The organism is Algibacter sp. 2305UL17-15 (assembly GCF_040720935.1).
In the GTDB taxonomy this organism is placed as follows: Bacteria; Bacteroidota; Bacteroidia; order Flavobacteriales; family Flavobacteriaceae; genus Jejuia.
Window position 1 is genome coordinate 73083 of the sequence record NZ_JBFDAE010000012.1, and the last position, 15340, is coordinate 88422.

Annotated in this window: 11 protein-coding genes; 8 read left to right on the plus strand and 3 right to left on the minus strand. The window is 34.4% G+C overall.

Translation table 11 applies throughout. The features are described from left to right. Positions 1 to 26 precede the first annotated feature (26 nt). The 3 genes from pflA to ABXQ82_RS13590 form a co-directional block, all read right to left on the minus strand. Positions 27 to 776 (minus strand): pyruvate formate-lyase-activating protein, encoded by a 750-nt coding sequence (gene pflA / locus ABXQ82_RS13580; protein WP_367060822.1) that lies wholly within the window; start codon positions 774 to 776, stop codon positions 27 to 29. Positions 777 to 855: 79 nt separating this feature from the next. Beyond that, entirely contained in the window at positions 856 to 3081 is a 2226-nt protein-coding gene (pflB, locus tag ABXQ82_RS13585) for a formate C-acetyltransferase (RefSeq protein WP_367060653.1), read from the minus strand. A 529-nt stretch (positions 3082 to 3610) separates the two neighbouring features. After that, positions 3611 to 5368 carry a chondroitinase-B domain-containing protein gene (locus ABXQ82_RS13590; RefSeq protein ID WP_367060655.1) on the minus strand — a complete coding sequence of 586 codons (1758 nt, stop codon included), beginning with the start codon at positions 5366 to 5368 and terminating at the stop codon, positions 3611 to 3613. Between the two features lie 409 nt (positions 5369 to 5777). Here ABXQ82_RS13590 and ABXQ82_RS13595 point away from each other — a divergent pair, with 409 nt between their 5' ends. The 8 genes from ABXQ82_RS13595 to ABXQ82_RS13630 all read left to right on the plus strand — a co-directional run bounded on the left by ABXQ82_RS13595 (position 5778) and on the right by ABXQ82_RS13630 (position 15274). Further along, positions 5778 to 7550: an AMP-dependent synthetase/ligase gene (locus ABXQ82_RS13595; RefSeq protein WP_367060657.1), complete on the plus strand. Its 1773-nt coding sequence runs from the start codon at positions 5778 to 5780 to the stop codon at positions 7548 to 7550. A gap of 122 nt (positions 7551 to 7672) precedes the next feature. Continuing rightward, positions 7673 to 8065, plus strand: coding sequence for a DUF1761 family protein (locus ABXQ82_RS13600; protein WP_367060660.1), 393 nt, complete (start codon positions 7673 to 7675; stop codon positions 8063 to 8065). Between the two features lie 138 nt (positions 8066 to 8203). Then, complete coding sequence (locus ABXQ82_RS13605) at positions 8204 to 8644, plus strand: MarR family transcriptional regulator (RefSeq protein ID WP_367060662.1); 441 nt, start codon at positions 8204 to 8206, stop codon at positions 8642 to 8644. A 17-nt stretch (positions 8645 to 8661) separates the two neighbouring features. Next, complete coding sequence (locus ABXQ82_RS13610) at positions 8662 to 11067, plus strand: 3-hydroxyacyl-CoA dehydrogenase/enoyl-CoA hydratase family protein (protein ID WP_367060665.1); 2406 nt, start codon at positions 8662 to 8664, stop codon at positions 11065 to 11067. A 130-nt stretch (positions 11068 to 11197) separates the two neighbouring features. Further along, a complete protein-coding gene (locus ABXQ82_RS13615) occupies positions 11198 to 11557 on the plus strand; it encodes a four helix bundle protein (RefSeq protein ID WP_367060668.1) in 360 nt (119 codons plus the stop codon). 182 nt (positions 11558 to 11739) lie between these two features. Continuing rightward, on the plus strand, positions 11740 to 12933 hold the full coding sequence (locus tag ABXQ82_RS13620; protein ID WP_367060670.1) for an acetyl-CoA C-acyltransferase: 1194 nt from the start codon (positions 11740 to 11742) through the stop codon (positions 12931 to 12933). 41 nt (positions 12934 to 12974) lie between these two features. Beyond that, a complete protein-coding gene (locus ABXQ82_RS13625) occupies positions 12975 to 13340 on the plus strand; it encodes a four helix bundle protein (RefSeq protein ID WP_367060673.1) in 366 nt (121 codons plus the stop codon). Between the two features lie 131 nt (positions 13341 to 13471). Beyond that, entirely contained in the window at positions 13472 to 15274 is a 1803-nt protein-coding gene (locus tag ABXQ82_RS13630; RefSeq protein ID WP_367060675.1) for an acyl-CoA dehydrogenase family protein, read from the plus strand. The last annotated feature ends 66 nt before the right edge of the window (positions 15275 to 15340 follow it).

Here is a 15340-nt window from a genome sequence, read left to right on the forward strand (position 1 = left end):
TTTGAATGTTGCGTTTACAACACTCATTAATTCACTTTTACTTCTTTAAAATAGTTTTTTAAAATTGCTACTGCAGCATCAAGTTCCTCTCTTGTGTTTTCACGAGCATGTTTCAATTCATAATCCCAACCTAAGGATTCCCATTTATGGATGCCCAATTTATGATAAGGCTGAATTTCAATTTTTTCAATAGTTTTATAATCTTTAAAGTATTCGCCCATAGCATGCAACAATTCAGGTGTGTTTGTGATTTCAGGAATCAAAACATACCGCAACCACATTTTTTTTCCTGATGCTTCTCTATGCTTTGCGAAATTAAACGTCGTTTCTTTGTTACGCTGTCCGGTTATAAACTCATAACCTGCTTCAGTCATGTGCTTAATATCCAGCATGACCAAATCAGCATACTCATCTAATAATTCTTCAGTAAAATGATTTAACAATCTACCGTTTGTATCAATATTGGTATGAATATCTTCTTCTTTAAGTCTCTTAAAAAAGGGAATTAAAGCTTTTGATTGTAGTAAAGGTTCACCTCCAGAAACGGTTACGCCTCCTTTTTTACCAAAGTAAGGTTTCATTTTTACAGCCATTTCTACAAGCTCTTCAATAGGATATGATTTTCCTCCGGCGGTATCAATAGTATCTGGATTATGACAATACAAACATTTTAATTTGCAGCCTTGAAGAAAAATAACCATTCTTACACCTGGGCCATCATGGGTTCCAAATGATTCAATGGAGTGTACGTTTAATATATTATGTTGCGTTTTGATAAGTCTAGTGTTAAAAAAAGCACCCGAAAAAGAAGTAACTAAACTCCTTTTTCAGATGCTTTCAAAATATTAATAAAAACTACATAGATTCGTGGAAAGAACGTGTAATAACTTCCATTTGCTGTTCTTTTGTTAATCTTACAAAGTTAACAGCATAACCAGATACACGAATGGTTAATTGAGGATACTCTTCTGGGTGCTCCATAGCATCAAGTAGCATTTCCTTATCCAAAACATTTACATTTAAATGCTGTGCGTTTTTGATAAAATAACCATCTATAATTGTTGCCAAGTTTTCAATGCGTTCGTCAATATCAGCACCTAATGATTTTGGTACTATTGAGAATGTATTTGAAATACCGTCTAACGAATCTTTATATTCAATTTTAGCAACTGAATTTAATGACGCTATGGCACCATTACAATCACGACCATGCATTGGGTTTGCACCAGGAGCGAAAGGAATGCCGCTTTTTCTACCGTCAGGTGTTGCCCCAGTTTTCTTACCATAAGACACGTTTGATGTAATTGTTAATACAGACATTGTTGGTTCTGCATTTTTATATACTGGTAATTTTTTCAACTCATCATTGAAATCAGCAACCGCTTTTGCAGCTAATTCATCTACGCCATCTTCGTCATTACCAAAGCAAGGAAACTCACCTTCAATTTTAAAATCAGTAGTCAAACCTTCCTCATTTCTAATAGGTTTTACAGTTGCATATTTGATAGCAGAAAGCGAATCGGCTACAATAGATAAACCTGCAATACCGTAAGCAATATTAATGCTTGGATTCGTATCAATTAAAGCCATTTGAGCTTTTTCATAATAGTATTTATCGTGCATGTAGTGAATAATGTTCATAGAATCATTATAAACTCTTGCTACTTCTTTCATTGCTATTTTAAAGTTAGCCATGACTTTATCAAAATCTAAAACCTCACAAGTACAAGGTTCAATACCTTTAACCATTAGTTTACCTGTGTTTTCACAACGACCACCATTAATAGCTAATAATAATGTTTTAGCCAAGTTAGTACGTGCTCCAAAAAACTGAATGGATTTACCTAAATCTTGGTAAGACACACAACAAGCAATTCCGTAATCATCAGAACCACGTTGCGCTCTCATTAAATTATCATTTTCAAATTGAATTGAAGAGGTATCGATAGCGACTTTAGAACAGTATTTTTTAAAATTTTCTGGTAAGTCTTTTGACCAAAGAATAGTCATATTAGGTTCTGGAGAAGGGCCTAAATTGTATAATGTATTTAAGAAACGGAACGATGTTTTAGTTACTTTTGTTCTTCCGTCTTCAAACATACCACCTATAGCTTCGGTAACCCAAGTAGGATCTCCAGCAAATATTTCATCATAAGCACTCATTCTTAAATGACGTACCATTCTCAGTTTCATCACAAACTGATCAATGAATTCTTGAGCTTCTTCTTCTGTAATAAGACCTTTTTCTAAATCATTCTGAATATAGATATCTAAAAATGTCGATGTATTACCTAAAGACATCGCAGCACCATCTTGCTCTTTTACAGCAGCTAAGTACCCCATATATGTCCATTGAACAGCTTCTCTAGCTGTTTCTGCTGGACGACTTAAATCTAGATCATAGTTGTTACCTAATGCAATAATATCTTTTAAAGCTCTAATTTGCTCAGACACTTCTTCACGCAAACGAATTACGGCCTCAGTCATAGGGCCTTTGATGTTTGCCAAGTCTTTTTTCTTGGCTTCAATTAAGAAATCAATTCCGTAAAGCGCCACACGACGGTAATCTCCAATAATTCTACCTCGAGCATAATTATCAGGCAATCCTGTTAAAAACCCTAAAGAACGGAACTTTCTAATTTCTGCATTATAAGCATCAAAAACACCATCATTATGAGTTTTTACATATTTAGAAAATAACTCCGTTAAACCATCATTTGGTTTTACTCCTTGTTCTTCTAATGCTTTTTGAACCACTTTAAAACCTCCAAAAGGCTTCATAGCTCTTTTTAATAATTCATCGGTTTGCAAACCAACGATAACTTCATTTTCCTTATCAATATACCCAGCAGCAAACGAGCTAACTGTTGAAATGGTTTCTGTATCTACAGAACGTACACCATTATTTTGTCTCTCTTCTTTGGTAGCCGCTTTACAAACTTCCCATAATTTTTGAGTTTTTTCACTTGGTCCAACCAAAAACTCATGTGCTCCATGGTAAGGTGTCATGTTATTGAGTACAAAATCTCTAACATTGACTTTCTTAGTCCAAATTCCGTCTTTAAATTGTTTTACTTCCATCTCTTTATTTAATATTTTGTAAAATTTATGTCTGTTTTGATGGTACAAAGTTAGATGCAACAATTCTGAAAAATTATGACATTTGTCAGTAAACCCCAAAAAAGAGATTTTTAAATATTTATCATAAAAAGCATTAAAATTTTGAATTCAATAAAAGAAAACCTCTAAAACCATACGCTTTTATCAATTTATAGTTAAAAAACTATTTATTTTAAGATGAAAACATCATGGTTATCGAGTGAAAATTATTATTTATAAAATCTTAATGATAGGTCCCCCTCCCTATTTATACTTATTTGAAAATCCCATTTATTCCATACTTCCCAATACAAGAACTATTCGAAATTGCAAATGAAAGAAGTAAAAAGATCATTCGATTTTCCGTATCATCAATTAAACAATGTACCATTGGATGCTTTTGCGAAAGCTCGACTTTAGATTGAGAACAAGTTATATTTTTGAATCAAAAAAGCCTGCACAATCAATGATTTCGCGAGGCTTTTTAAATAAAAAAATCTATTAAAATTAGCTATTGAAAAATTATCATTTTAGAAATATTCTGAACTTTTAAGATGTAGGCCCCTGCAGTTAGAGTATTAACTTCAATTTGTCCTTTAGGTGAATCAATATTCTTATTAATTACCGTTCGACCTAACATATCAATAATTTGAACATATCCTAAATTTCGTTTTTCTATGGAAAGATTTAAATAATCTCCCTGAACAGGCATTGGATATATGCGAAGTATGTTTTCAATTTTAATAGTATCATTAACACTCAATGCGGGACTACCCCCAAAACCAACTGTAACCCCTACATCAGATTGTTTATAAGGAAGTCTAGTTCCTCCACTATTAAACTCTTCCGCTCCCGCATCAAAATTAACCGGTCTAGTTCCTCCAATAATATCTTCGGTCAAAAAGGCATAGCTTCCTGCTCCATAATCTATAGCTGCACTTCCGTTTACCATGTTATAAAAATCAGTACCTGAAGCCAATAACCCAGAACTAACATCGATATTTCCTGTGGCTGTTACAGACCCAAAAGAATCGAACGTACCATTCTGTTTGATATTATTCTCGTATTTTGAAGACGTTCCTGTAAGCTGCGTGGTTACCTGAATCGCTTTATTAGTGTTTTCATACATAATATTATTGCCAATTACTACATCTTGAGGCGGCTGATTTTGAGTACCAGAACTAAATGTAGCTCCTACTCTAACACCTAAATCACAATTTACAAAGGTGTTATTTACAATGGTCGCATTTTTTACTTGATAGTATCCATTTAAGGGGCTATTTAATATCCCATTATGAATGTTAATACCAGCAAGACCATTAGTTGACGAATTATTCGGGTATTTAGCTACCGTGCCTTCAATATAATTATTGTAAATTTTATGATTTTCACCCATCATTCGAACACCTCCACTAAATGAGTGACCATTTGCTAAAAAGAAATTATTATAAACTTCACAATTATTTCCATGTCTCAAAGTTAATGCACCCGAATAATCTTCGAATGTATTGTTATAGTACTTATTACTTCCACTTTTGTTAGAAACCACCTCTATTTCACCAACAAAATTGTAAAAGTAGTTTTCATAAACTTCTGTAAATGAATCCGATAAGGAGGTTGAACTACTTCCGATTCTAATGGCATCCTGATCATTTAAATTATTTACTATGCCTACCGGGGTTCTATCTGCAAAATAATTATGGTGTATTTTGTGATAATTAGGAATTGTAGAACTTCTATTATCATTAATGATGCTGCCAACACCATGTTTACCTAAAAATGAACAATAACTTATTTCGTTGTTGGCACCTCTTAACAAAATCCATTTAAACACATTGGCCTCATTAGCCGTACTTTGATTAAATGCATCAACCTTCACATTGCTAACCTTGCAATTATTACAATCGCTGGAAGACTTAAAATCTATGAGAGGTGTATTTGGGTTTATGGCAGTAGAAGCATTTTGAAACACAACGCCTTCAAAATAGATATAACTGCCACCCATTTTCACATTAGTGATGCCCTCAAAAAATACACTCCCGGGAGTTTCGGCTTTAATAGTTATTGGCATGGCCGCTGTACCCGTTTTGTGTATACTAATTGTAGCATTGTTCCAAGTACCGTTTGCCAAAATTATGGTTGTACCCGCAGAAGCCGAAGAAGTAGCTGCGTCTAATTCAGTCTCGTTATTAACAGTCTGCCCATAAATTGATGCTGTAAATAATACAGCAAGAATGCTTAAATAGTTTAAGATTGTATTTTTTTTCATGAATTTAAATATTATTTAAGATTAATTGGATAACCAAATTGGATAACCAAATTGGTTAACCAAATATACATAATTTAACATCAGATAATAGTGTTATGTAAAAAATATTTAAAATATTATAACTCAATTAATTATATAAGATATAGTCTAACTAATTGCGGGTATTCATTTAAAAACAGCTCTAGGAGCTTAAACCATAGTACTAACTAAATATTTAATACTATCGTTTCTTTCTTTAAAATGGTATCAGCAGTTTTCCTAATATTTTTTTCTTCAGCTTAAAACTCTTTCACTCCGCCAAACAAAGGAACCATTATTTCTGGTATGGCTACTTTACCCATTTCCTTACTTATTTGAAAATCCTTTTTAATTTCATACTTTGCAATACTAGAACTATTTGAAATTGCAAATGAAAGACGTAAAAAGATTATTCGATTTTCCGTATCATCAATTAAACAACGCGCCGTTAGAAGCTTCGTTAGTAACGAAATATGATGGCGAATGGGTTGCTACCAGTACCCAGGAATATCTTGATAAAGCCAACGCTTTGAGCAGAGCTTTATTAAAAATGGGAATTAAGAAAGATGATAAAATCGCCATAATATCTTCAACCAATAGAACAGAATGGAATATTGTTGATATTGGTTTATTACAAACGGGAGCGCAAAGTGTCCCTATTTACCCTACTATTTCTGCTGAAGATTATGAATATATCTTAAATCATAGTGAAGCTATTTATTGTTTTGTTTCAGATGAAGAAGTTTTAGAAAAAATAAACAAGATAAAAGCGAAAACGAAATTAAAAGAGGTGTATTCTTTTGACACTATTAAAGGTTGTAAAAATTACTCAGAACTATTTGAATTAGGAAAGGACACCTCAAACCAAAAGGAACTTGATGCTAGAAAGGATGCCGTAAATTCATCAGATTTAGCAACTATAATTTACACATCGGGCACAACAGGAAAACCAAAGGGCGTAATGCTTTCACATTGGAATATCGTGTCAAATGTCTTTGCAGTAGAAAAAAGATTTCCTTTAGAACCAAATGACAAAACACTTAGCTTCCTTCCTGTATGCCACATCTTTGAGCGGGTGTTTTTATACGTATGTCAATATTGTAGTATATCCATTTATTTTGCAGAAGGCATAGATAAAATTGGCGACAATTTAAAAGAAGTAAAACCAAATGTTATCACCGTAGTCCCTAGATTAATTGAAAAAGTGTATGACAAAATTATGGCTAAGGCCGAAGAATTAACTGGGATTAAGAGAAAGCTGTTTTTTTGGGCTGTAGATTTGGGCTCAACATTTCAACCTTACAAACAAAATGGTTGGTGGTATGAGTTTAAACTCTCAATTGCCCGCAAACTTATTTTCAGTAAATGGCAAGAAGCTATGGGCGGCAACATCGTTTTTATGGCTTCGGGTAGTGCTGCACTTCAACCAAGATTAGGACATCTATTTGGTGCTGCGGATATGCCAATTATGGAATGTTACGGACTTACAGAAACATCGCCAGGCGTTACGGTAAGTGATACGCGTAATAAAGGCTGGAAAATTGGTTATGTTGGTAAAGTACTTGATAATGTTGAAGTTAAAATAGCTGAAGATGGTGAGATTCTTTGTAAAGGTCCAAATATCATGATGGGTTATTATAAGGACGAAGAAAAAACAAAAGAAGTAATGACCGGTGATTATTTTCACACAGGAGATAAGGGAGAACTTGATGCCGATGGTTTCCTAAAAATTACAGGCCGAAAAAAGGAAATGTTTAAAACCTCTGGCGGAAAATATATAGTACCAACATTACTTGAAAACGAATTGAAGCAATCTCGATTTATAGAACAAATCATGGTCATTGGCGAAGGCGAAAAAATGCCAGCTGCCTTAATTCAACCTAATTTTGAATTTGTAAAAGATTGGATTGCTCATAAAAACCATGCTATTGGAACCTCATATGAAGAGATAGCCAACTCTGAGATAGTTCAAGCAAGAATTCAGGAAGAAGTCAATAAATGCAACAAAAATTTCGGCAAATGGGAACAAATAAAAGTATTTAAACTGACGCCTGAAATTTGGTCCATTGATGGGGGCCACCTCACACCTACTCTTAAAATGAAGCGAGATGTTATTAAAAAAATGTACTCCAATCTTATTGAAGAAATTTATAGACCTAAATAATTTTACCTTAAATCCCAAAAATACGTTTTCATTTTCCGACTTACAACTACTGAAAACCAAGTAGTTATTTTAAAATACATCTTTTTTTAGTACATTTAAGCCTAACCAATTAAATTAACATTATGAAAACAAAAAATTTCTTAGGTGCTGGTATTGTCGGCGGAATAGTAGATTTCCTTCTTGGATGGTTGTTTTATGGCATTATTTTTATAGACACATTTCCTCAACCAGAAGAAAGTTCCAGTGCTATGTTATTCATATTTTTGGGCTGTATAACTTTCGGCCTATTCGTAGCCTATATTTTTACGCAATGGGCACATATATCAACTGCTGCTACAGGTGCAAAGGCAGGAGCAATTATAGGAATATTCATTGGCCTATTTGCCAACTTTTTTAATTTGGCATTACATACTGAAGCAACAATGCAGTTAGCTGCTCTAGACGTTGGTATATCAATAGTAATGAGTACTATCATTGGTGCTGTAATAGGATTTGTTAACGGTAAAATGGGATAAACACCTAACACATATCATACCATTAAACCTCTTAAATTCTAGGAGGTTTTTTTATGCTATTGCTTGTGTATTTTTTTAAAAAAATATTATGCATGCATAGTATATTTTTACTATATTTGGGAATTCTAACTCTCAAGAATGAAAGATAAGACGATAGATTATGTTTTAAGAACAACGTGGCTAACGGTGAACAAGATGTATAACGAGGAAGCATCAAAATTTGACAGCACCATGGCAACAGGCTTCACATTACTTAACATAGACCCTGAAAATGGGACACCGTCCACAGCCTTGGGACCTAAAATGGGAATGGAAGCTACTAGCTTGTCTCGTATCTTAAAAACAATGGAACAAAGAGGATTAATCGAACGTCGTCCTAATCCTGAAGATGGAAGAGGGGTTTTAATTCATTTGACGGAGTTTGGAAGAGAAAAACGTGATTTATCAAAACAAAAGGTTTTAACATTTAATGAAACCATAAGAAAGCATATCCCTGAAGAAAAAATAAACAATTTCTACGAGGTAGCTGAAACCATAAATGATATGGTTTGTAACAAAAAAATTTATAACAATAAATAATCTCAGCAAAATATAAAATGGGTAAACGTATTATAAAAAAAGTTGCCGTAATTGGTTCGGGTATTATGGGAAGTGGTATCGCTTGTCATTTTGCAAATATTGGTCTAGAAGTTTTGCTTTTAGATATTATTCCAAGAGAACTCAATGAAACAGAAAAAGCAAAAGGATTAACTTTAGAAGATAAAGCCGTTAGAAACCGTTTGGTAAATGATGCGCTCAAAAACTCTTTAAAATCTAAGCCCTCTCCTATTTATCATCAAAAATTTGCGAGTAGAATTACGACTGGAAATCTTGAAGATGATATTTCAAAAATTAAAGATGTAGATTGGATTATTGAAGTCGTTATAGAACGATTGGATATAAAAAAGAAAGTGTTTGAAACCTTAGAAAAACATAGAACTCCCGGAACTTTAATAACGAGTAATACGTCTGGTATTCCAATTCAATTTATGAGCGAAGGTAGAAGTGAAGATTTTCAGAAGCATTTTTGCGGTACGCACTTTTTTAACCCTCCTAGGTATTTAAAATTATTTGAAATCATTCCAGGGCCTAAAACGGATGCTTCTGTGTTGGAATTCCTAAATAGCTATGGCGAACAATATCTTGGCAAAACTTCAGTAATTGCTAAAGATACGCCTGCATTTATTGGAAACAGAATTGGAATTTTCAGCATTATGAGTTTGTTCCATGCGGTAAAAGAAATGGATCTAACTGTAGAAGAAGTTGATAAACTCACAGGACCAGTAATTGGCAGACCAAAATCGGCAACCTTTAGAACGGTTGATGTTGTTGGATTGGATACACTTGTTCATGTGGCAAACGGCATTGCCGATAATTGTAAAGATGATGAACGTCTGGAATTATTCAAACTCCCGGATTTTATAAATACCATGGTTGAAAACAAATGGTATGGCAGTAAGACTGGTCAAGGTTTTTACAAAAAAGAAGTTACAGATGGTAAAAAAGAAATTTTAACATTAGACCTAAAGACTTTAGAATACCGTTCCGCTAAGAAAGCAAAATTTGCAACTTTAGAACTGACTAAAACTGTTGATAAAGTTATCGACCGTTTTAAAATTTTAGTGTCTGGAAAAGACAAAGCTGGCGAATTTTATAGAAAAACATTTGCGCAATTATTCGCTTATGTTACGCATCGTATTCCTGAAATTTCAGATGAAATCTACAAAATAGATGATGCCATGAAAGCAGGATTTGGATGGGAGCATGGACCATTTCAAATTTGGGATGCCATTGGTGTTGAAAAAGGTATTGAACTCATGAAAGCTGAAGGTTTAGAACCTGGGGCATGGGTAAATGAGATGTTAGCTTCCGGAAATAAATCATTCTATACAGTTAAAAACGGAGCAACTAGTTATTACGATATTGGTTCAAAAACACAACAAAAAGTACCAGGACAAGATGCATTCATCATATTAGACAACATCCGTAAATCGAATGAAGTATTTAAGAACTCAGGTGTTGTTATTGAAGATTTAGGAGATGGTATTTTAAACTGTGAATTTCAGTCTAAAATGAATACCATAGGTGGCGATGTTTTAGCAGGACTGAATAAAGCCGTCGATATCGCAGAAAAAGATTTCGAGGGATTAGTCATCGGGAATCAAGGTGCTAACTTCTCAGTCGGCGCAAATATTGGTATGATCTTCATGATGGCTGTAGAACAGGAATACGATGAGTTAAACGCTGCCGTAAAATATTTTCAGGACACCATGATGCGCATGCGCTATTCGGCAATTCCAACGGTGTCTGCCCCTCACGCCATGTCACTTGGAGGTGCTTGCGAATTATCTATGCACGCCGATAAAGTGATTGCTGCTGCCGAAACATATATTGGTTTAGTGGAGTTTGGAGTTGGTGTAATCCCAGGAGGAGCTGGTTCTAAAGAAATGGCACTTCGTGCTTCCGATACGTTTAGAAAAGGAGACGTAGAATTGAATGTGCTCCAAGAATATTTCTTAACTATCGGTATGGCAAAAGTGTCAACTTCTGCTTACGAAGCCTTCGATTTAGGTATTCTTCAAAAAGGAAAAGATGTTGTTGTAGTAAATAGAGATAGACAAATTGCAACTGCAAAGGCACACGCCAGAATTATGGCAGATGCCGGTTACACACAACCTGTAAAACGTAGTGACGTAAAAGTACTTGGAAAACAAGCTTTGGGTATGTTCTTAGTTGGTACAGATGCTATGGAAGACTCAAATTATATTAGTGAACACGATATGAAAATTGCCAACAAACTTGCATACGTCATGGCTGGAGGAGATTTATCTGAACCTACATTAGTAACTGAGCAATATTTATTGGATTTAGAACGTGAAGCTTTCCTTTCGCTTTGTACAGAACGTAAAACCTTGGAACGCATTCAGCATATGTTGACGACTGGGAAACCGCTTAGAAATTAGACAGCTAGACAACTAGAAATTAGACAGCTAGACAACTAGAAAATAGACAACTAGACAACTAGAAACTAGACAGCTAGACAACTAGAAATTAGACAGCTAGACAACTAGACGCTAGAAAATAGACTGATAAATGGGACGACATAATTTTAAAAAATTAAAAGTTTGGCAAGACGGAATTTCTCTTGTAAGAGATAACTATAAATTAACTCGAACTTTTCCAGATTTTGAAAGATATAATCTTATTAGTCAAATGAACAGATGTGCTGTTTCTATTCCTTCCAATATTTCTGAAGGTTCTAGTAAAAGTACTGATAGACATTTTAAGAAATATCTTGAAAACAGTCTTGGTTCAGCTTTTGAGTGGGAAACACAACTAATTGTTTCATATAATGAAGAATATCTTAATAAAAATAAGTTTGACGAATTAAAAAATAAAGTATTACAAATTCAAAAAATGTTAGGAAAATTTATAGATAATCTGGGAGACTAATTAATAAACTCTAGAGTCTAGACTATTAGAACCTGAACAAAGAAATAATAATAAAAGCATCAGTCTAGTTTCTAGCTATCTAGATTCTATAATCTGAAAAAACAAATATAGACAAAGAGAATAAGTCTATTTTCTAGCCTTCTAGATTCTAGACTCTAGTTTTCAAAACAACAATTATAACTATGAGTAAGACCGCATATATAGTAAAAGCATACAGAACCGCAGTAGGTAAAGCACCTCGTGGCCTTTTCAGATTTAAACGTACTGATGAATTAGCTGCAGAAACCATTCAGTATTTAATGAAAGAATTACCAAATTTAGACACCTCGCGTATAGACGACGTTATTGTTGGAAACGCCATGCCGGAAGGTGCGCAAGGATTAAATATGGCACGATTTATTTCTTTAATCGGATTAGATAGTGTGGATGTCCCGGGTGTAACCGTGAATCGTTTTTGTGCTTCGGGAATTGAAACCATTGGCATTGCAACGGCAAAAATTCAAGCAGGAATGGCAGATTGCATTATTGCTGGAGGCGCTGAAAGTATGAGTGCTGTGCCAATGACAGGTTTTAAACCAGAATTAAATTACGATACGGTAAAAGCTGGACATGAAGAATATTACTGGGGTATGGGAAATACGGCAGAAGCTGTAGCCAATGAATTTAAGGTTTCGAGAGAAGACCAAGATGAGTTTGCCTATAATTCACATATGAAAGCTTTAAAAGCACAAGCAGAAAACAGATTTCAAGATCAAATTGTTCCGATTAAAGTAGAACAAATATACATTGATGATAACGGCAAAAAAGCCACAAAAACCTATACTGTCACTAAAGATGAAGGACCACGTGCTGGAACAAGTTTAGAAGCTTTAGCAAAACTTCGTCCTGTTTTCGCCGCTGGCGGAAGTGTTACTGCTGGAAATTCATCTCAAATGAGTGATGGTGCTGCTTTTGTAATGGTAATGAGTGAAGACATGGTCAAGGAATTAAATTTGGAGCCTATAGCTAGATTAGTAAATTATGCTGCAGCAGGTGTAGAACCACGCATTATGGGAATTGGTCCTGTAAAGGCAATTCCCAAAGCTTTGAAATTGGCGGGTTTAAAACAAAACGATTTGGAGCTAATTGAACTTAATGAAGCATTTGCATCCCAGTCTTTAGCTGTAATAAGAGAATTAGGATTGAATCCAGATATTGTGAATGTAAATGGGGGCGCTATTGCCTTAGGACACCCTTTAGGATGTACTGGATCAAAATTATCAGTTCAACTATTTGACGAAATGCGAAAACGTGATATGAAAGGTAAATATGGTGCTGTAACCATGTGCGTTGGTACAGGTCAAGGTGCTTGTGGGATTTTTGAGTTTTTAAAATAAGACGATAGAAAAGAGAAAAAAGAGAATAGACAGGTGTAGCTATGAGTTTCAAAAAGCGTCATAATTATAAAAATCTTAAAATTTGGCAACTAGGTTTAGAAATTGCCAATAATATTTCTGATGTATTAATCAATTTCCCAAAACATGAACGCTATGATTTATCCTCGCAAATAAGTCGATGTTCAATATCTGTTCCGAGTAATATAGCAGAAGGTTCAGCTAAAACTGATAAATCATTCAGCAATTATATAGATATTTCATTGGGTTCTTCTTTTGAATTAGGAACGCAATTGTTAATTGCACATCATAGAAAATATATAAATAATGAAATTTTAAAAATACTTGAAGATAAAATAGAAGAATTTCAAAGAATGACAATGGGACTTCAAAACGGATTGAATCGTTAGAAACACCCCCTCTTTTTTCTCTATTCTATTTTCTTTATTCAAATAAAAAGAACATTTAAAACAAAGTATAACTAAAAAACACACCCCGTAATAGTTCTCCCCCTTTTGGGGGAGTTAGAGGGGGCTTTACTATGGAAAATGATATTTTGAGAGGCGGACAGTTTTTAGTAAAAGAAACGAGCTGCGACGCTATTTTTACACCAGAGGATTTCAATGAAGATCAACTGATGATGAAAGAAGCCGTTACCGAATTTGTGGATCGGGAAATTTGGTCTAAAAAAGCACAATTCGAGAAAAAAGATTATGCGCTAACGGAATCTTGCATGCGTCAAGCAGGTGAACTGGGATTTTTAAGCATTGCTGTTCCCGAAGAATATGGCGGTATGGGTATGGGTTTTGTGGATACCTGTTTAGTTTGTGATTACATTTCTGGTGCTACTGGCTCGTTCAGTACTGCTTTTGGTGCACACACGGGTATTGGTACCATGCCAATTACACTTTACGGTAATGAAGCACAAAAGCAAAAATATGTTCCGAAATTAGCTTCTGGCGAATGGTTTGGTTCTTATTGTTTAACAGAACCAAGCGCAGGTAGTGATGCCAATTCTGGAAAGACAAAAGCTGTACTTTCTGATGATGGCAAAACCTATAAAATTACCGGACAGAAAATGTGGATTTCCAATGCTGGATTCTGTACCATAATGATCGTTTTTGCACGTATTGAAGATGATAAAAATATTACAGGTTTTATTGTTGAATACGATCCTGAAAACCCAAATGGAATCACCATGGGAGAAGAAGAACATAAATTAGGAATTCGTGCATCTTCTACTAGACAAGTCTTTTTTAATGATACTGTTGTACCAGTTGAAAACATGTTGTCCACTAGAGGAAATGGGTTTAAAATTGCCATGAACGCTTTAAACGTTGGAAGAATCAAACTAGCTGCGGCTTGTTTAGATCCGCAGCGAAGAACGATTTCTGTATCTGTTAAATATGCCAACGAACGTATTCAATTTAAAACGCCTATTTCTAGTTTTGGAGCTATTCGTCAAAAAATTGCTGAAATGGCAACTAATTGTTGGGTTGGAGAAGCTGCAACATATCGCGCTGCTAAAAATATTGAAGATCGCATAGAACTTAGAAAAAATAATGGAAAAGATACATACCAAGAAGCTGAATTAAAAGGTGTTGAGGAATATGCCATAGAATGTTCAATACTTAAAGTGGCAGTTTCAGAATTTGTGCAAAATTGTACAGATGAAGGCATTCAGATTTTTGGAGGTATGGGCTTTTCAGAAGAAACACCTGTTGAGTCTGCTTGGAGAGATGCCAGAATTGCTAGAATTTATGAAGGCACCAACGAAATCAACAGAATGTTGTGTATTGGTATGCTCATCAAAAAAGCAATGAAAGGCCATGTGAATGTTTTAGAGCCTGCAATGGCTGTAAAAGAGGAATTAATGGGAATCCCTTCATTCGATGTCCCTGATTTTTCCGAATTATTTTCAGAAGAAAAAAGTATCATTAAAAATCTTAAAAAACTATTCTTAATGGTGGCTGGAGCTACGCTCCAAAAATATGGAGAAAAAATCGATAAGCAACAACAGTTAATGTTAGCTGCTTCTGATATTTTAATTCAGATTTACTTAGCAGAATCCGCAATTTTACGTGCTGAAAAAATGGCTAAGAAAGAAGGCGAAGACAATGTAAAAGAGCAAATAGCAATGGCAAAATTAAATTTGTTCCATGCTATTGACGTTATTGAAACTGCTGGAAAACACTCCATTATTTCATTCTCAACAGGCGATGAACAACGTATGATGCTGATGGGATTGAAGCGTTACATTAAATACGTAAACATGCCAAATATCATTGAACTAAGACATATCATTGCTGAAAAAGTGATTAAAGAAAACAAATATTCTTTTTGAGTGTAAACTCAAAAACATTTCGTGTGACTAACTCAAAATGTAAAAGACGTCTCAAATTAAGTTTTG